18 protein-coding genes and 1 riboswitch are annotated in these 17,718 nt (G+C 72.3%); of the genes, 8 read left to right on the top strand and 10 right to left on the bottom strand.

Annotated elements, in window-relative coordinates:
• Both ACH9D2_RS04185 and ACH9D2_RS04180 read right to left on the bottom strand, forming a co-directional pair.
• The gene (locus ACH9D2_RS04185) at positions 1-1,536 is read right to left on the bottom strand and encodes a DUF2142 domain-containing protein (RefSeq protein ID WP_396361496.1); all 1,536 of its coding nucleotides are present in this window, start codon (positions 1,534-1,536) and stop codon (positions 1-3) included.
• A gap of 6 nt (positions 1,537-1,542) precedes the next feature.
• Complete coding sequence (locus tag ACH9D2_RS04180; RefSeq protein WP_396361495.1) at positions 1,543-2,349, bottom strand: carbon-nitrogen hydrolase family protein; 807 nt, start codon at positions 2,347-2,349, stop codon at positions 1,543-1,545.
• 114 nt (positions 2,350-2,463) lie between these two features.
• On the opposite strand from ACH9D2_RS04180, the gene ACH9D2_RS04175 reads away from it, so the two are divergent.
• Together ACH9D2_RS04175 and ACH9D2_RS04170 are read left to right on the top strand one after the other, a co-directional pair.
• Positions 2,464-2,850 (top strand): YidH family protein, encoded by a 387-nt coding sequence (locus ACH9D2_RS04175; protein ID WP_396361494.1) that lies wholly within the window; start codon positions 2,464-2,466, stop codon positions 2,848-2,850.
• A gap of 1 nt (position 2,851) precedes the next feature.
• The gene (locus tag ACH9D2_RS04170) at positions 2,852-3,220 is read left to right on the top strand and encodes a DUF202 domain-containing protein (RefSeq protein WP_396361493.1); all 369 of its coding nucleotides are present in this window, start codon (positions 2,852-2,854) and stop codon (positions 3,218-3,220) included.
• Positions 3,221-3,258: 38 nt separating this feature from the next.
• Here the strand turns inward: ACH9D2_RS04170 and ACH9D2_RS04165 are convergent, their stop codons facing one another.
• Positions 3,259-4,545, bottom strand: coding sequence for an adenylosuccinate synthase (locus tag ACH9D2_RS04165; RefSeq protein ID WP_396361492.1), 1,287 nt, complete (start codon positions 4,543-4,545; stop codon positions 3,259-3,261).
• 413 nt (positions 4,546-4,958) lie between these two features.
• On the opposite strand from ACH9D2_RS04165, the gene ehuB reads away from it, so the two are divergent.
• The 4 genes from ehuB to ehuA are packed head-to-tail and all read left to right on the top strand — an operon-like array spanning position 4,959 to position 8,236.
• A complete protein-coding gene (gene ehuB, locus ACH9D2_RS04160; protein WP_396361491.1) occupies positions 4,959-6,041 on the top strand; it encodes an ectoine/hydroxyectoine ABC transporter substrate-binding protein EhuB in 1,083 nt (360 codons plus the stop codon).
• 2 nt (positions 6,042-6,043) lie between these two features.
• Positions 6,044-6,775: an ectoine/hydroxyectoine ABC transporter permease subunit EhuC gene (gene ehuC, locus ACH9D2_RS04155; protein ID WP_396361490.1), complete on the top strand. Its 732-nt coding sequence runs from the start codon at positions 6,044-6,046 to the stop codon at positions 6,773-6,775.
• On the top strand, positions 6,772-7,413 hold the full coding sequence (gene ehuD / locus ACH9D2_RS04150) for an ectoine/hydroxyectoine ABC transporter permease subunit EhuD (protein ID WP_396361489.1): 642 nt from the start codon (positions 6,772-6,774) through the stop codon (positions 7,411-7,413). Before ehuC ends, ehuD begins: the two co-directional genes overlap by 4 nt.
• A complete protein-coding gene (gene ehuA / locus ACH9D2_RS04145; protein ID WP_396361488.1) occupies positions 7,400-8,236 on the top strand; it encodes an ectoine/hydroxyectoine ABC transporter ATP-binding protein EhuA in 837 nt (278 codons plus the stop codon). The genes ehuD and ehuA overlap by 14 nt, the downstream gene beginning before the upstream one ends.
• 14 nt (positions 8,237-8,250) lie before the next feature.
• Here ehuA and ACH9D2_RS04140 read toward each other — a convergent pair whose 3' ends face one another.
• The 7 genes from ACH9D2_RS04140 to ACH9D2_RS04110 all read right to left on the bottom strand — a co-directional run bounded on the left by ACH9D2_RS04140 (position 8,251) and on the right by ACH9D2_RS04110 (position 13,937).
• Complete coding sequence (locus ACH9D2_RS04140) at positions 8,251-9,960, bottom strand: glutamate synthase-related protein (RefSeq protein ID WP_396361487.1); 1,710 nt, start codon at positions 9,958-9,960, stop codon at positions 8,251-8,253.
• A gap of 115 nt (positions 9,961-10,075) precedes the next feature.
• Positions 10,076-10,483, bottom strand: coding sequence for a VOC family protein (locus tag ACH9D2_RS04135; RefSeq protein WP_396361486.1), 408 nt, complete (start codon positions 10,481-10,483; stop codon positions 10,076-10,078).
• 2 nt (positions 10,484-10,485) lie between these two features.
• Positions 10,486-10,983: an SRPBCC family protein gene (locus ACH9D2_RS04130; protein WP_396361485.1), complete on the bottom strand. Its 498-nt coding sequence runs from the start codon at positions 10,981-10,983 to the stop codon at positions 10,486-10,488.
• Positions 10,984-11,009: 26 nt separating this feature from the next.
• Positions 11,010-11,144, bottom strand: a complete 135-nt coding sequence (locus ACH9D2_RS04125; protein WP_396361484.1) for a hypothetical protein — start codon at positions 11,142-11,144, stop codon at positions 11,010-11,012.
• 3 nt (positions 11,145-11,147) lie between these two features.
• Positions 11,148-11,504 carry an ArsR/SmtB family transcription factor gene (locus ACH9D2_RS04120; RefSeq protein ID WP_396361519.1) on the bottom strand — a complete coding sequence of 119 codons (357 nt, stop codon included), beginning with the start codon at positions 11,502-11,504 and terminating at the stop codon, positions 11,148-11,150.
• A 46-nt stretch (positions 11,505-11,550) separates the two neighbouring features.
• Entirely contained in the window at positions 11,551-12,945 is a 1,395-nt protein-coding gene (locus tag ACH9D2_RS04115) for a hypothetical protein (protein WP_396361483.1), read from the bottom strand.
• Positions 12,942-13,937: a glycosyltransferase gene (locus tag ACH9D2_RS04110; protein WP_396361482.1), complete on the bottom strand. Its 996-nt coding sequence runs from the start codon at positions 13,935-13,937 to the stop codon at positions 12,942-12,944. Before ACH9D2_RS04110 ends, ACH9D2_RS04115 begins: the two co-directional genes overlap by 4 nt.
• A gap of 190 nt (positions 13,938-14,127) precedes the next feature.
• Positions 14,128-14,234, top strand: a riboswitch (SAM riboswitch).
• 71 nt (positions 14,235-14,305) lie between these two features.
• On the opposite strand from ACH9D2_RS04110, the gene ACH9D2_RS04105 reads away from it, so the two are divergent.
• Both ACH9D2_RS04105 and metE read left to right on the top strand, forming a co-directional pair.
• Positions 14,306-15,232 (top strand): methylenetetrahydrofolate reductase, encoded by a 927-nt coding sequence (locus tag ACH9D2_RS04105; protein WP_396361481.1) that lies wholly within the window; start codon positions 14,306-14,308, stop codon positions 15,230-15,232.
• Positions 15,233-15,288: 56 nt separating this feature from the next.
• A complete protein-coding gene (gene metE / locus ACH9D2_RS04100; protein ID WP_396361480.1) occupies positions 15,289-17,694 on the top strand; it encodes a 5-methyltetrahydropteroyltriglutamate--homocysteine S-methyltransferase in 2,406 nt (801 codons plus the stop codon).
• Positions 17,695-17,718: the final 24 nt, after the last annotated feature.

Here is a 17,718-nt window from a genome sequence, read left to right as displayed (position 1 = left end):
TCAGGGAAGCATGTAGTGGCCCGTGATGTGGACCACGGTGGCGTAGCCGGCCACGGCGAGCACGGCCGAGAGCGGCACGAGCACCAGGATCGTGGTGTCCAGCCGGCGCAGGCCCGCCGGTGTGGCGGGGAACCGGGCGCGCACCAGCGGGACCAGCGTCCCGAGCAGCAGCAGGGCGAGCGGGACGAAGTACCGGCCCTGCACGCCGTTGACGATCCCGGACTCCACCGGGGCGAAGCTGAGGTAGAGCGTGCCGAAGATCGCCGCGACGTTGAGCAGCAGCACCCCCGCGAACCAGGCCGCGGCCCGGCGTGACGCCGCACCGCGCGGGCCGTGGAAGAACGCGGCGCCCACGGCGACGAGCCAGCACACCGCGCCGATGAAGGGCCCGTCGATGGTCCTGCCGGGCCCGTAGCCCATCTGGGCGACGAAGCCGGCCGCGTAGTCCCAGTCCGCGGTCAGGATCGTCCGCGCCGCGATCCCCAGGACGGCCACCGGCTCGCCCAGCACGAAGGCCAGCTGGTCGTCGGGCCGCACCATGTGCCGCTCCTCCGGACCGCGCAGCGCCCCCATCGCCTCGGTGGTCCCCGCCGCCAGCAACATCCACCCCGCGAAGCCCAGCAGCGTCAGCAGCAGGCATCCGGTGAGCACCAGGGAGGCCGCCACCGGTCGCCCGTCGGGGCGGCGGGGCAGCGGGTACTTCCGGAGCGGGACGGCCAGCAGCAGCAGGGACAGGATGACGTAGGTGGGTTTCATCAGTGGGAGGGCGACGGCGCTCGTGAGCACGACCCCCAGCTCCGCCCGGCCGAGGGGCGCCCCGGTGCGGTCGAGCACGGTCGCGCGCAGCACGAGCGCGGTGAAGGTCAGGACGACGGCGTTGGTCACCGAGTCCGCGGAGATCACCGCCGACTGGAAGAGAGCGGTGGGCAGCAGCGCCACGCAGAAGCCGACCCACAGGAACCGGGTGCCGCGCAGGGCCCAGAGGCCCACCGCGGCCACGCCCGTGTAGGCGAGCACCTGCAGCATCCGCATCAGGGTCCAGGCCGTGCCGATGTCGAGCTCCGCCGCGGCGGCGATCCTCGCCCCCAGGGCCGCGGGGAGGTAGGGCACGGGCGAGTACGCCGCGGTGTTGGAGAACGACGTCAGCACGTGCTCGCCCGCCAGGGGCGCGGCGAGCGCCCGCGTGCGCTCCTCGGTCGCGACGTACAGCGGGTCGGAGTTGCGCTCCTTGGACCGCGGCGCCCCGGCGTGCTCGGCCATGAACTCCTGGACGGTGGCAGGCACGGCGCCGCCGTAGACGGGGTAGGGGCCGTCGTCGGGGAGCCGCTGGGGGGCGAGACCGCCCTGGGAGACCTGGTAGGCGCGCTTGAAGTGGGTGTGCTCGTCCGGGCCCCAGGCCGAGGGCACCATCAGGGCGAAGACCGTCCCGAAGAGCAGGGACAGCCCCGCGAACAGGGCCACCACGGTGCGGGGACGCAGGCAGGGGCGGACGGTGCCCTCGGGCACCCGTGCGGGGGCCAGGACCGCCGTGGCCACCGCCTCTCAGTCCTCGTCCGCGGACAGCAGCTCAGCAGGGCCGAACCGGCGGTTCTCGAGCACGGGCACGGTCTGCCGGACCTCGGCGATGCGCTCGCGCACGACGTCGGCGGTCAGCACGGTCTCGTCCTCCCCGGCCTCGGCGACCACCACGCCGAGCGGGTCGAGGACCGCGGAGCGGCCGATCGTGTGCTCGGAGCAGGTGTCCGCGGCCGCGACCCAGACGGTGTTCTCGATCGCGCGGGCCTTGAGCAGCGCCTGCCAGTGGTCCACCTTGTGCTCGCCGGCGAACCAGGCGGCGGGCACGGTGAGCAGCTCCGCCCCGGCGTCGACCACGGCGCGGCAGATCTCGGGGAAGCGCAGGTCGTAGCAGGTGATCATGCCGACCGCGAGCTCCCCGATCCGCACCACCGTGACGCCCTTGTCCCCCGGGCGGATCCGGTCGGACTCCCGGTGGCTGAAGGCGTCGTAGAGGTGGAGCTTGCGGTACGTGCCGAGGATCGCGCCCTGCGCGTCCACGGCCACGAGCGTGTTGTAGGGGCGCCCGTCGGCGGAGCCCTCGTAGCCGCCCGCGATCACGGCGACACCGGTCTGCGCGGCCAGGAAGGACAGCTGCTGGACGAACCCCGACCACCCGCGCAGCACCAGGTCCTCGAAGTCCTCCCCGAGGAGCCGCTCGGAGAACATGGCCTCCTCGGGGAACACCACCAGCTCCGCGCCGGCGGCCGCGGCCTGCTCGGCGAGCCGGCGCATGGTCGCCAGGTTCTCGGCCGTGTCGGCGGTGGGTGCGAACTGTCCGACGGCGATCTTCACGGGTGTCCTCCTCGGCGGGTCGCGGCTGGAGCTCCCACTGTATCCGCGACCGTCCCGTGGCCGGGCCCGTGACAGGATGGGGGCCGACACGACCGCGCGAGCGAAGGGCAGGCGATGGGCGAGCAGCCGGAGACCCCGGGACGACGCCGGCTGTCCGAGCGCGTGCTCGGCGGCGGGGAGGACCCCGACCCCCGGTTCACCCTGGCCAACGAGCGCACGTTCCTCGCCTGGATCCGGACCGCGCTCGCGTTCCTGGCCGGCGGGATCGCGATCGAGGCGTTCACCGCAGACCTGTTCGAGGAGGGGATCCGGAAGTTCCTCGCGATCGTCCTGCTGGTGCTGAGCATGCTCGTCAGCGCGGGCGCCACGTTCCGCTGGATCGGGGTCGAGCGCAGCATGCGGCGCCAGGCCCCGCTGCCCCTGCCCCTGATCGCGCCGGTGCTCGCGGTGGGCGGGGCGATCGCGGCGGGAGTGCTCGTCGTCGTCGTCCTGCAGGGCTGAGATGCCGCGCCCGCGGCTCCGCCGCCCGCCGGGGCCCCCGGACCCTCCGCGGCCGCCGCACCGGGACCCCGGGCTGCAGCCGGAGCGGACCACCATGGCCTGGGGCCGGACCCTGATGTCCTTCGTGGTGGTCTCGGCGGTCTTCCTGCGCTGGCTGCCGCACCACGGGCCGTTCGTGCTGGTGCTGTTCGGGCTGGCCGTCCTGACGGCGTCCGCCATCTACCTCACGCAGCGTGCCCGCTACGCCCGCAGCGCCCGGGGCATCGTCGAGGAGCGCACCGAACCCGAGGTCGGGGCCGTGCTGGCCACCTCGGTCGCGATGCTCGCGCTCGGCAGCCTCGGCGTCTGGGTGGTGCTGGTCCTCGTCTGACGCACTCCCCCTGCACGCGCGACCTCGCGGAGAGGGGGTCAGTCGATGAGGTCGCGCACCACGATGGTGTCGTCGCGGTCCGGGCCCACGCCGATCGCCGACATCCGGGTCCCGCTCATCGACTCGAGCGCCTCGACGTAGGCCCGGGCGTTCGCCGGCAGGTCCTCCAGGGTGCGGCAGCCGGTGATGTTCTCCTCCCACCCGTCGAAGTGCTCGAAGATCGGCTCGGCGTGGTGGAACTCGGTCTGGGTCATCGGCATCTCGTCGTGCCGGACGCCGTCGACGTCGTAGGCCACGCAGACCGGGATCCGCTCGATGCCGGTGAGGACGTCGAGCTTGGTGAGGAAGTAGTCGGTGAAGCCGTTGATCCGGGAGGCGTGGCGGGCCATCACGGCGTCGTACCAGCCGGTGCGGCGGGGACGGCCGGTGTTGACGCCGAACTCGCCGCCGGTGGTGCGCAGCTGCTCGCCCATCTCGTCGAACAGCTCGGTGGGGAACGGCCCGGCGCCCACGCGGGTGGTGTAGGCCTTGATGATGCCGATCGCCCGGGTGATGCGGGTCGGCCCGATGCCCGAGCCCACGGACGCGCCGCCCGCCGTGGGGTTGGAGGACGTCACGAACGGGTAGGTGCCGTGGTCGACGTCGAGGAAGGTCGCCTGGCCGCCCTCCATGAGGACCACCTTGTCCTCGTCGAGCGCCTGGTTGAGCAGGTAGGTGGAGTCCACGATCATCGGGGCGAGCCGGTCCGCGTAGCCCAGGAAGTACTGCACGACCTCCTCGACGTCGATGTCCCGGCGGTTGTAGAGCTTCACGAGCAGCTCGTTCTTCTGCCGCAGCGCGCCCTCGATCTTCTGCCGCAGGATCGACTCGTCCAGGACGTCCTGGACGCGGATGCCCAGCCGGCCGACCTTGTCCATGTAGGCGGGGCCGATGCCGCGGCCCGTGGTGCCGATCGCCCGCTTGCCGAGGAAGCGCTCCGAGACCTGGTCCATCGTCTGGTGGTACGGGGCCACCAGGTGGGCGTTCGCGGAGATCCGCAGCCGGGAGGTGTCCGCCCCGCGCGCCTCGAGGCCGTCGATCTCCTCGAAGAGGGCCTGGGGGTTGACGACGACGCCGTTGCCGATCACGGGGACGGCGTTGGGGCTCAGGATGCCCGCCGGCAGGAGCTTGAGCTCGAACTTGTCGCCGCCCACCACCACGGTGTGCCCGGCGTTGTTGCCGCCGTTGGGCTTGACCACGTAGTCCACGCGGCCTCCGAGCAGGTCGGTGGCCTTGCCCTTGCCCTCGTCGCCCCACTGGGCGCCGACGATCACGATTGCTGGCATTGAACGACTCTCCTGCCTGGATGAAACGGGACTTCTCCCGCGGGGCCCGGCGGAGGCGCGCACCGGCCGGGCACGACAACGCCCCTGCGTCGGCCCGCTCCCGTCCGCACGCCCGAGGCGGCGCGGCGTCGGCAGGAGGAGACCCAGGGGCTCGTACCGTGCAAGTCTAGCGGCCCGTGACCCGCGCAGCATGCGCGGGCCCGCCCCCGGCGCGGGGAACTCGCTCCGATCCGCCCCGCGGGGTCGCCGGCCGACATCTACGGATTTTCACAGGCAAACAAGGACATGGATCACTGAATAAGATTGAATAAGTGTTCACAATCAGACGAATCAGCCTTGAAGCACCGCCCGGAGAACAAGCACCTCGGTGCCCCGGACGGCGCGGGCGGCGAACCTTCCGGAGGGCAGCAACCATGTCGACGACGTCACGGTGGACCACCAAGCGCAGCGCCATCTCGATCGGAGCGGTGGCGGCCATGGGCCTGCTGACCGCGTGCGGAGACTCCGGCGACACCGGTGGGGCGGACGGCAGCACCCTCTCGGAAGCCCAGGAGGCCGGCAGCATCACCGTGGGCTTCGCGGGCGAGGCCCCCTACAGCTTCGAGGACAACGGCGAGCTGACGGGCGCCACCGTGGCGCTGCACCGAGAGATCTTCAGCGAGCTGGGCATCGAGGAGCTCGACGGCGTCAACACCGACTTCGGCTCCCTCATCCCGGGCCTGACCGCCAACCGGTTCGACGCGGTGAGCGCGGGCATGTCCATCCTGCCGGAGCGCTGCGAGCAGGCGGCCTTCAGCAGCCCCGAGTTCATGTACACCACCGCGCTGATGGTCGCCGAGGGCAACCCCCTCGGCCTCCAGACCCTCGACGACGTGGCAGCCAACCCGGACGCACAGCTCGTCACAATGACGGGAGCCATCGAGTCGAGCTACGCCGACTCGCTCGGCATCGAGAACCGGGAGGTGGCCGGCCCGCAGGACGGCATGGACGCCGTGGTCAACGGCCGGGCGGACGTCTTCGCCCTGACGGGCATCTCGCTCAACTGGATGGCGGACAACAACCCGGACGCCCCCGTGGAGGTGACGGAGCCCTACGTCCAGGAGATCGACGGCGTGCCGCAGATCGGCGCCGGTGGCACGGTGTTCCGCACGGAGGACCAAGAGCTGCTCGACGCGTACAACGAGGAGCTGGAGAAGATCGTCAGTAACGAGGAGCGCTACCTCGAGATCGTGGGGCCCTACGGGTTCACCGCAGCGGAGCGCCCTGACGGCTCGGTGACCACCGAGCAGCTGTGCTCCGGTGACCTCTCCGAGGCCGGGACCCCGGATCCGGCCCCCGCCGGGACCGGGACGCCCGAACCGGGGACCGGGACCGCCCCCGCCGAGACCGGGACCGCGACCGCCCCCGCCGAGACCGGGACCGCGACCGCTCCGGCCGAGACCGCGACCGCGGAGCCTGCCGAGGCGGAGACCGCCGCCACGGAGCCCAGCGCGTAGCCGTGGAGAACCGCTTCGACGCACTGTGGGCGTTCGTCCCGCGGATCCTCGAAGGCGTGCTCATCACGCTGGAACTGACCGTCGCGGGAGCGCTCGGTGCCTTCGTCATCGCCGTGGCGCTCGGGCTGCTCGGGCTCTCGGGCGTCACAGCGCTCAGGGTGTTCTCGCGCGTGGTCGTGGAGTTCATCCGCGGGACGTCCCTGCTCGTGCAGCTGTTCTGGCTGTTCTTCGTCCTGCCCCTGATGGGCGTGCAGCTGAACCCGATGACCGTCGGCATCCTCGCGCTGTCCCTGAACTTCGGGGCGTACGGCGCCGAGGTGGTCCGCGGCTCCATCGCCTCGGTGCCCAAGGGCCAGTGGGAGGCCACGACCGCGCTCGGCATCTCGGGGGTCCACCGGATGCGCCGGATCATCTTCCCGCAGGCCTGGGCGCTCATGATCCCGTCCCTGTCCAACCTCCTGATCCAGCTGCTCAAGGGCACCGCGGTGGTCTCGTTCATCACCCTGAGCGACCTCACCTTCCGGATCAACCAGCTCCGGCAGGCCTCCGGGGACACGCTCTTCGCGTTCACGGTCGGACTGGTCATCTACTTCGCCCTGGCCTATCTGCTGAACCTGGGGATGAACGCCCTGGAGATCCGAGCCAAGAACAAGCTCGGCAGGGGACCGACCCTGCGCGAGGCGTGGCTGCCGACGCGGCCGAACGCGGCCGTACTGGGCGGTGAGCAGCCATGATCTGGAGCTGGGAACGCGTCGTCGAGGCGCTGCCGTTGCTGCTGCAGGGATTCCAGATCACGCTGCTGGCCACGGTCCTGGGGACCCTGATCGCCACGGTGCTCGGGCTCTTCATCGCCGTGTTCAAGCGGGTGCTGCCCACACCCCTGCGCCAGGTCGTGCACTGGGCCAGCGAGTTCGTCCGGATGACGCCGCTCGTGGTGCAGCTGCTGTTCGTCTACTACCTGCTCACCGGCGTCTCCGCCCTCGTCATCGGTGTCGTCGTCATCGGCATCCACTACGCGACCTACATGGCGGAGAGCTACCGGGCGGGGATCGAGTCCGTGCCTAAAGGGCAGTGGGAGGCCACGGTCGCCCTCTCCCTGCCGGCGACGCGCACCTGGCGGGCCGTGATCCTGCCACAGGCCCTGCGGGCCACGATCCCCTCGCTGGGCAACTACGCCGTGGCCATGTTCAAGGACACCCCGTTCCTGTTCGCGATCTCGGTGGTCGAGCTCGTGACGTCCGCCCAGCAGTTCGGCGCGCGGAACTTCGCATACACGGAGGCGTTCACGCTCGCGGGGCTCATCTTCCTCGCCGCCAGCTATCCCACCTCGATCCTCATCCGCCGATTGGAGACACGTCTTGCCCAGTACTGACCACGGGGACGAGCGCCCCGGACCGCACTCCCCGCAGGACTCGGCACCTTCCGACGACGGGACGCCCACCATCGAGTTCCGCGACGTCGTCAAGCGCTTCGGCGACCACACGGTGCTCGACGGTTTGAACTTCACGGTCGGGCGGGGGGAGCGAGTCACCCTGATCGGTCCCAGCGGTTCCGGCAAGACCACGATCCTGCGCCTGCTCATGACCCTGGAGGACCTCACCGAGGGGTTCATCCTCGTGGACGGCGAACCGCTGACGCACGAGCTGCGCAACGGGCGCCGTGTGGAGCTGCCGCCCAAGCGGAAGAAGCAGATGACCCGCCGGATCGGCATGGTCTTCCAGCAGTTCAACCTCTTCCCCAACATGACGGTGGTCCAGAACATCACCGAGGCCCCCGTGAACGTGCTGGGCATGGACAAGGCCGCGGCCCGGGACAAGGCGCTCGGCCTGCTCCGGCAGGTCGGCCTCGAGGAGAAGGCCGACCAGCACCCGTCGCGGCTCTCCGGCGGTCAGCAGCAGCGGGTGGCCATCGCCCGCGCCCTGGCCATGGACCCGGAGATCCTGCTGCTGGACGAGGTGACCTCCGCCCTCGACCCGGAGCTCGTGGACGACGTCCTCAACGTCCTGCGTGACGTCGCGGAGAGCACCGACATCACGATGCTGATCGTCACCCACGAGATGCAGTTCGCCCGGGACGTCTCCCACCGGGTGATGATGTTCGACGGCGGGCGGATCGTCGAGGACGGGCACCCGGAGGAGATCTTCACCGACCCGAAGAACGAGCGCACCAAGACGTTCCTCCGCGCGATCCTCTGAGGGCGGCCGGGCAGTCAGGAGTCCTCGCCCGGCTCGCCCTCCGGGCGGCCCGCGGCGCCGGAGTCTACCGCGGCACCGGGGCGGTCCGGGTGGCGGACGGCCGGGTCGTCGCGCCGCTCGATCTTCCCCGGGCCCGGGCGGTAGAGACCGAAGTGGTCGGGGTCCGCCAGCTCCCAGTCGTCGGCCCAGGTGCGCGGCGGCGCGGTGAGCAGTTCGCCCGGTTCCATCCAGTTGTAGATGTGTGCGTAGGAGCGGGTGGTCAGGTGGTCGATGCGCCGCCGGAGCATCTGCGGCGAGAGCTGGCGCATGTCGCTGCACCCCATGGAGGACATGATCTGCACGGCCTCGCGGACCGTGGCCTTGTGGTAGTTGTGCACCCGCTCCCCCTTGTCCTCCACGTGCAGGGCGCGCATCAGCCGCTTGTCCTGGGTGGCCACTCCCACGGGACACTCGTTGGTGTGGCACTTCTGCGCCTGGATGCACCCGGTGGCCATCATCATGGCCCGTGCGCTCATGGTGAAGTCGGCGCCCTGGATCAGCCGCTTCACGATGTCGGACCCGGAGGCGACCTTGCCCGCCGCACCCAGCTTGATCGGGGGCCGCAGCCCGACGCCGACCAGGGCGTTGTTCATCAGCATCAGCCCCTCGGTCAGGGGTGTTCCCACGTGGTCCTGGTACTCCAGGGGCGCCGCCCCGGTCCCTCCCTCGTTGCCGTCCACGATGATGTAGTCGGGGGCGACGTCCTCCTCGAGCATGGCCTTGCACATGCCGAGCACGTCCACGCGGGACCCGACGCACAGCTTGAAGCCGATCGGCTTGCCGCCGGAGAGCTCCCGCAGCCGGCCGATGAAGCGCATCAGCTCCCGCGGCGTGGTGAAGGCGGAGTGGCTGGCCGGGGAGATGCAGGTCACCCCCTCCGGGACCCCACGGGCGAGGGCGATCTCGGCGGTCACCTTGGGCCCGGGCAGGACGCCCCCCAGTCCCGGCTTGGCGCCCTGGGAGAGCTTGACGGTGACGGCCTTGACCTCGGGCAGACGGGACTTCTGCCTGAAGGCCTCCGGGTCGAAGTCTCCCTCGGCGTCCCGGGTGCCGAAGTATCCCGACCCGATCTCCCAGATCAGATCCGCGCCGTACTCCCGGTGGAACTCCGTCAGACCGCCCTCGCCGGTCTCCTGGGCGAAGCCGCCCAGGGCCGCGCCCCTGTTCATGGCCAGGACCGCGTTCTTGGACAGCGAGCCGAAGCTCATGGAGGAGATGTTCAGCAGGGAGACGTCGTAGGGCTGGGTGCAGCCGGGGCCGCCGAGCCGGACCCGGGGCGCCTCCTCCGGGGGCGTCACCGGAGCGGTGGAGTGCAGCAGGTACTCGTAGCCCATCCGGTTCACCTCCCGTTCGGTGCCGAAGGCCTTGTCCCCCAGGGTGCCCTTCGCCCTGGCGTAGACCAGGGACCGCGTGTCGCGGTCGAAGGGCTTGCCGTCGAAGTTGCGCTCGATGAAGTACTGCTGGATCTCCGGGCGGATGGACTCCAGGAAGAAGCGCATGTGCCCCAGGATCGGGTAGTTGCGCAGGATCGAGTGCTTCGTCTGGACCACGTCCCACACCCCGATCGCCAGCAGGACGAGGAACGCCCCCGCCAGGAGCCACCAGCCGTTGGACCCGAGGGAGGCGGCCAGCACCGTGAAGGCTCCCAGCACCAGGAGCAGCGCCAGCACCAGAAATCGCATCATGCGTCAGATCGTAGCCGGACGCCCTGTGGCCTGCGTCACATCCCGCCCTTTCAGGTCCCCGGCGGGGCACTCGCCGCCCGGGGCTCGCGCAGGGACGCGGGCGCGAGCCAGCAGGTCACCCCGGGGGGATCAGCGGCCGCTCGGCCCGGGCCCGCAGCTGCTGCACGACCCACGTGTTGCCGTCCGGGTCGCTGAACCCGAAGAGCGTGCCGCCGTCCCGCTCGTCCACCACCGTGAGCTCCCCCGCCTCCACGCCGCGGGCGAGCAGCTCCTCGCGCGCCGCGGCGGCGTCGGAGACCACCAGCTGCAGCCCGCGCACCGACCCGGGGGCCATCTCCCGGTGGGCGGGGAGGTTCCCGACCACGATCGAGCACCCCGAGCCGCGCGGTGTGAGCTGGGCGAAGTCCATCTGCTCCGTGGCCGTGCGGTGGTCGAGGTGGAAGCCGACCCCGTCCCGGTAGAACCCGATCGCGCGGTCGATGTCCGCGACCGGCAGCAGGACCACCTCGAGGGTCCAGTCCACGGTCAGGCCCCGTCCTGCGCGGGCCGCCCGGCCAGCAGCTCCTCGAGCCGTTCGTAGCCCTGCGACATCCCGGACTCCATGCCGGTGGACAGGTACTGCTCGCGCGACTCGACGGACGGGTGGACGGACCGGCCCGTGAGCCGGGAGCGCCCGCCGGGCAGGTCCTCGAACGTCGAGTACTCGAGCGTGACCACGTCCGGCCAGCCCTCGTACTCGAACGTCTGCACGATGAGGGCGTCCTGCCGGACGGTGTGGAAGAGGCCGCGGAAGGCGTACTCGTCGCCGCCCTCCTCGCCGCGCTGGACGAACCGGTAGGACCCGCCGCTGCGGCAGTCGAAGCCGTCGATCCGGGTCTCGAGCCCGCGCGGGCCGATCCACTGCCGGTACAGCTCCGGGTCCGTGTGGGCGCGGAAGACCTCGGCGGCGGGGACGTCGAACTCGCGGACGTAGTCGACGAGGGGGACGCCCTCGGGCGCCGTGACGTGCAGGGCGTTGGGCATGACGGGCTCCTCGGTGGTGGGCGGCTTCATCGGGCCCGGGCGGCCAGGAGCCCGGGGTCCGCGTGGACGCGGAAGGCCTCGGCCGCGGGGTGGTCGAACGCGCGCTCGACGTCGACGAACGGCTGGGCGTCGGGGAGGGTCCGGTGCAGTGGGTGTCCCATGGTTCAGTCCTGGGTGTGCTCGCCGCGGTCCGCGGCTCGGGTGTCGAGCACGGCGTCGAGGCGGCGGAACTGCTCCTCCCGGACCAGCCGGTAGCGGTCGATCCACGCGGTGAGCGCCTCGAGCCGTGCGGGGTCCAGGTGGACGGGCCGGCGCTGGGCGTCACGGGTGCGCGTGACGAGCTGCGCCTGCTCGAGGACCTGGATGTGCTTCGAGACCGCCTGCTTGGAGATCGCGAAGGGTTCCGCCAGTTCGGTGACCGTGGCCGGTCCCCGGCTGAGCCGGGCGACGATGCGGCGGCGGACCGGGTCGGCGAGGGCCAGGAAGGCCTTGTCGAGGAGGTCGTCGTCGCCGGCGTCCACGGTGTTTGTCAACTGATTCCTTGATCAACCTTTTGGTTGTTAAAGGTTAGGTCTCCCGCGAGATCGGGGCAAGGTCCGGGACCGGATCGTGACGGGCGGGGATCGTCGCGGGCTCCTCGGCCTCCTCGGAGACCTGCGGTGCCCCGGGTCCCGTGCGCGGCCGCACGGCCGCGGCCAGGCAGGCGGCCGTGACGACGGCCAGCGCGGCCGCCACCCCGCGGTTGACGAAGAACGCGTGGATCTGGGAGTGGTTGCTGAGCACCGTGTACCAGACGGGCACGACCACGGCCGGCAGGGACAGGACGGCGGCGACCCCCCACCGGGCGAGCCCTCCCCGTCGCAGCGCCAGGACCAGGCCCACGGCCGCCGCGAGCAGGCAGCCGGTCAGCACGAGCCCCGAGGTGGGCACCATGGTCCACCAGTAGTGGACGTTGACGCGCGCCCCCGCCCCGAACGCCTCGGAGACCCCCGCGTGGTCGCCTCCGGTCCGGTTCCCGACGTTGCGGCGGACCACCTCCAGGGTGGCCGGGAAACCCAGGAAGGCGCCCGCGATGACCCACCGTGCGAGCCAGGTGACGGCGAAGGCCACCGGCCAGACCACTCCGCCGAGGACCACGGCCAGGAGGGTCGCGCCGAGCTCGCGGCGGTGGTACCACGTCACGGCTCCCACGGCGAAGGCGGACATCGCCCACGGCACGGCGGGGGTCGTGAGGAGGTCCACGAAGCAGAAGAGCGCGGCGCCCAGGGCGACCCCCGAGTACGCCATCCGGGGCGAGCGTCCCGCCCCGAGGGCGGAGAGGATCACGGACAGGAAGATGAAGGCGATGGAGATCGACTGACTGAAGGACGTCGAGGGCGTGGACAGCAGGTTCGTTCCCACGACGTACGGCAGGACGAGGGCCAGTCCCACGGCGGTGGAGGTCCGGGCGCGGACCGCGAGGAACGCGCCGACCAGGGCGAGCACCATGAGGGTGCCCGAGACGATCCGCAGCCCCTCGATGCCCGTCAGGGCCATCACCGGACGCGTGATCACGGTGTAGCCGGCCCAGTACTTGAAGTAGTCGTTGTCGGTGAGCACGGCCCCCTCGGAGATCGCCCGCAGCTGCTCCGGCCCCCCGCCGCAGGTGGCCAGGCGGGGCATCCGGATCGCCCGGCTGAACGCGGACTCCTCCGGGGACGCGCCCAGGCCCGTCCCCGCCACGACGCACTCGGTGAAGGTGTCCGCGGGGGTGCCCATCCGGTCGATCGCGTCGATGGGCCCGTAGGTGCCGTCCTCGACGGCCGCGACGAGGTTCTCGACGATGGGCCGGTCCGGCACGGCCTGGCCCAGCGTCAGCAGCCCGAACAGGGCGAACTGCAGGACCAGCAGCATCCCCAGCCCCTGGGCCCAGGGCAGCAGGGGGAGCAGCCGCGCCCGCACGGCCTCCCGTCCCGCGCTCACGGGACCTGCCGCCGGTGGTCCGCACCGTGGTCCCCGGCCCGCCGGCCCGGGCCGTCCCCGCCGCTCCACGGAGGAGCCGGGAGGCGCAGGTAGAACAGCCGGGAGGTCTCCCGGCGGATCTTCGCCTGGCCGCTCAGGAGCACGCCCATGAGCAGGAACACCCCGGCGAGGACCATCAGGGAGGCGGCCAGGAACGCCGTCGGGAACCGGGGGACGAGACCGGTGCCCGCGAACTCCGCGATCACGGGCAGGCCGAGGACCAGGCCCAGGAGGAACAGGGCCAGGGAGACGGCGCCGGTGACGAGGAACGGGCGCTCGTGGAAGAGGAGCTGCCCGAAGATGCCCAGGATCCGGAAGCCGTCGTGGTAGGTCCGCAGCTTGCTCTCGCTGCCGGCGGCCCGGTCGCGGAAGCCCACGGCGACCTCGGCCTGCGGCACCCGGGCGTTGACGGCGTGGACGGTCAGCTCCGTCTCGATCTCGAACTCGCGCGACAGCGCGGGGAAGGACTTGACGAAGCGGCGCGAGAAGACCCGGTAACCGCTGAGCATGTCGGAGACCTTCCGGCGGAAGGCGAAGGTGACGAGGCCGTTGAAGAACCTGTTGCCGGACTCGTGCCCCGACCGGTACGCGGTGCTGGTGACCTGCCGGCGCACGCCCAGCACGTGGTCGTAGGGCCCGGACAGCAGGGTCTCGATCATGGCAGGGGCGTCGGCGACGTCGTAGGTGTCGTCGCCGTCGATGAGCAGGTAGACGTCGGCGTCCAGGTCCGCGAAGGCCCGCCGGACCACGTTGCCCTTGCCCTTCTCCTCCTCGCGCCGCACGTGTGCCCCGGCACGCCGCGCGGCCTCGGCGGTGCCGTCCGTCGAGCAGTTGTCGTAGACGTGCACCTCGATGCCGGGCACCGCGGCGTGCAGGTCGGTGACGACCTTCGCGATCGCCGCCTCCTCGTTGTGGCACGGCACAACGGCCACGATGCGGGGGGTGGGAAGCATGGGCACTCGTTCCTGCGGTCCGGAGTCGGGGTGACTCGTCCATTATGACGAGGGCGCGAGGGGCGCAGGACCGTGGTCCGCGCGTCCGTGTTGCGTCCTGTGACGTCGTGGTCGTCACAGTCGGCGCACCCGCGTCTTCTGGGCGCCCGGGCTTGGCAGCACGGCGGGGCAGCCGCTGGAATGGGCCTTGCATCTATCCAGAGCGGCCGAGAGACCTGGCTCGTCGACGCCGCAGCAACCATCCGCGCCCCCGCCACGGGGTGCGCGGAACGGTGCTCCCGCCAGGACCGATGGAGCTGTCGCAGCCTCCCGGGTCCGCCCGAGGGACGGCTGGCGCCCTCCCTCGGGGTGACCCTTGGAGGAAGAACGTGACACCACGCCCGATCGCCCGGCCGGCGCCGCCGTCCCTGTCCTACGAGCTCTATCCGCCCCGCGGCCCGGCGAGCGCCGCCACCCTGCTGCGGACCATCGAGGAGCTCGAGCCCACCCGTCCCGACCACGTCTCCGTGACGTACAGCGGGGACGAGCAGCGCCGGGACAGCTCGCTCGCCCTGCTCGACCACCTCCTGGCCCGCACGAGCCTGCGGCCGCTGGCGCACCTCACGTGCGTCGGGAGCACCCGGGCCGAGCTGGAGCAGACCGTGGCCTCGCTGGTCCGCCGCGGCGTCCGGGGCGTCCTGGCCCTGCGCGGGGACCGTGACCCGGGGGCGGAGCCGGGCGAGCTCCGGTACGCCGGCGAGCTGGTGGAGCTCGTGCGCGAGGTCGAGCAGAGCCACACGGCGTCCCTGGCGGCCGGCCGGCTCGCCGTGGGCGTGGCCGCCTATCCGACCCGGCACCCGGAGTCCCCCTCGTTCCGCCACGACGTCGAGGTGCTGCTGGCCAAGCAGCGCGCCGGGGCGGACTTCGCGATCACGCAGGTCTACTTCCGTCCGCAGCGCTACGAGCGCCTGGTCGCCGCGGCCCGCGCAGCCGGGGTGACCATCCCGATCGTCCCCGGGATCATGCCGGTCACCGATCCGCGGCGGCTGCAGACCCTGTGCCGGCTGGCCGGCCTGGCGCCCCACCCCGGCCTGGCCGCCGCGCTCGAGGACGCCCCCGGGCCCGCGGAGCGGCACCGGGCCGGCGTGGCCTTCGCGGCCCGGCTGGCCCGCGCCGCCCTGGACGCCGGCGCCCCCGGCCTGCACCTCTACACCTTCAACGAGCACCGGGCCGCGCTCGACCTGCTGGAGCACGTGGAGCTCCCCCGCGTCCCGCACGTGCCCGTCCCGCTCGACGACCTGCTGCTCCCCGCGTGAGCACGCCGCCTCCCCGCCCTTCCGCACGAACTCACAACACCTCCCAGGAGATCCTCATGACCACTGTCCCGTTCCCCGCCGCCACCATCACCGGCTACCCCCGGATCGGCCGCCGCCGCGAGCTGAAGAAGGCCCTCGAGGCCTACTGGGCCGGGCGCTCGACCCGCGAGGAGCTCGAGTCGGCGGCCGCCGACCTGCAGCTGGCCACCTACCGCCGGCTCGTGGAGCTGGGCCTCGGCGCCCAGGACTCGTCCCTGCCCGCGGCGTTCCCCCTCTACGACCAGGTCCTGGACACCACCGTGGCCCTCGGGGCGGTCCCGTCCCGCTTCGCCGACCTCGCCGACGCCGAGGGCCGGCTCGACCTCGACGCGAGCTTCGTGCTCGCCCGTGGCGACGCCGGGCGCGCGCCGCTCGAGCTGACCAAGTGGTTCGACACCAACTACCACTACCTCGTGCCGGAGATCGGCCCGGACACCCCGTTCCGCGCCACCGCCGACCGGCTAGTGGCCGACGTCCGCCGCGCCACCGCGCACGGCTTCGCCGTCCGCCCGGTCCTCGTGGGCCCCGTGTCCTTCCTCCTCCTCGCCAAGGCCGACGACGACGCCCCCGCGGGCTTCGACCCCCTGCAGCGGCTCCCCGAGCTGCTCCCGGTGTACGCGGAGCTGCTGGGCGAGCTCGCCGCGGCCGGCGCGGACTGGGTGCAGCTGGAGGAGCCGGCGCTCGTGGCGGACCAGCACGTCCCCGCCGAGCAGCTCGCCCCGTCCGTGTGGGACGCCTACACGACCCTGTCCGCCGCCCCCCGGCGCCCGCAGCTGTTCGTCACCACCTCCTACGGCTCCCCCGGGCCGCTGCTGCACCCGCTGGCCTGCTCCGGGGTGGAGGCCCTGCACCTCGACCTCGTCAAGGGCGCGGCGCCGACCCCCGAGGAGCTGGAGTTCTTCCAGGGCGAGGACTCCGCCGTGCTCGTGGCCGGGGCCGTCGACGGGCACAACGTGTGGCGGGCCGACCTGACCGGCCGGCTCGACCAGCTCGCGGTGCTGGCCCGCGGCGGCGCCCAGGTGTCCGTGGCCTCCTCCACGTCCCTGTTCCACGTCCCGCACGACGTGGCCGAGGAGGCCGGGCTGGACCCGCTGCTGCGGAGCTGGCTCGCGTTCGCCGACCAGAAGGTCGGCGAGATCGTCACCCTGGCGCGCGGCCTCGCCGCGGGCGCGGAGGCGGTCGCGGCGCAGCTGGCCGAGGCGGCCGAGGCCCGGCGCACCCGGGAGAGCGCCGCGGGGGTCCGCGACGCGGCCGTCCGCGAGCGCGCCGGGGCCCTGACCGCCGCGGACATCGGCCGGGCGCCCGCGGAGGTCCGCCGGGCCGCGCAGGAGGGACGGTCCTTCACGGCATCCGGGCCCCTGCCCCCGCTGCCCACCACCACGATCGGCTCCTACCCCCAGACGGCCGAGGTCCGTGCCGCCCGCGCCCAGCACCGGGCCGGGACCCTCACGGACGCCCAGTACGACGGGTTCCTGCGGGAGGAGATCGAGCGGGTCGTGCGGCTGCAGGAGGAGCTGGGCCTGGACGTGCTGGTGCACGGCGAGGCGGAGCGCAACGACATGGTCCAGTACTTCGCCGAGCACCTCGACGGCTTCGCGACCACCGTGCACGGCTGGGTGCAGTCCTACGGCTCCCGCTGCACCCGCCCGTCGATCCTGTGGGGCGACGTCAGCCGGGAGGGCGAGGGCCTGCGCGGCGAGGCGTTCACGGTCCCGTGGATCGGCCACGCCCAGTCCCTCACCGACAAGCCGGTCAAGGGCATGCTGACGGGCCCGGTCACGATCCTGGCGTGGTCCTTCGTGCGCGACGACCAGCCGCTCGGGGAGACCGCGAACCAGGTGGCGCTCGCGCTGCGGGACGAGGTCGCGGACCTCGAGGCCGCCGGGATCGGGATCATCCAGGTGGACGAGCCGGCACTGCGGGAGCTGCTGCCGCTGCGCCGCGCGGACCAGCCCGCCTACCTCGGCTGGTCGGTGGACGCGTTCCGCCTGGCCACCTCGGGGGTGCGGGACGAGACCCAGATCCACACCCACCTGTGCTACTCGGAGTTCGGCGAGGTGGTCGGGGCGATCGACGGCCTGGACGCCGACGTCACGAGCATCGAGGCGGCCCGGTCCCGGATGGAGGTGCTGACCGACCTCGAGGCCGCCGGCTTCTCCCGGGGCATCGGACCGGGCGTGTGGGACATCCACTCCCCGCGTGTGCCCACCCAGGAGGAGATCGAGCAGCTGCTCGAGCGGGCCCTCGAGCACGTCCCGGCGCGGACCCTGTGGGTCAACCCGGACTGCGGCCTGAAGACCCGCGGCTACGAGGAGACGAAGGCGTCGCTGGAGCACCTCGTGGCGGCGGCCCGGACCGCCCGCGAGCGCGTGGCGCAGCCCGCCGGCCGGCCGCTGATCGTCCAGCACGGCACGCGCGGCTGACCCCGGGCTCACCGGCCGACCCGC

The sequence above is a fragment of the Kocuria rhizosphaericola genome (genome assembly GCF_044462205.1).
Taxonomy (GTDB): Bacteria; Actinomycetota; Actinomycetes; order Actinomycetales; family Micrococcaceae; genus Kocuria; species Kocuria rhizosphaericola.
The sequence above is the reverse complement of the archived record's forward strand: the minus strand, read 5'-3'. Positions and strand labels throughout refer to the sequence as shown.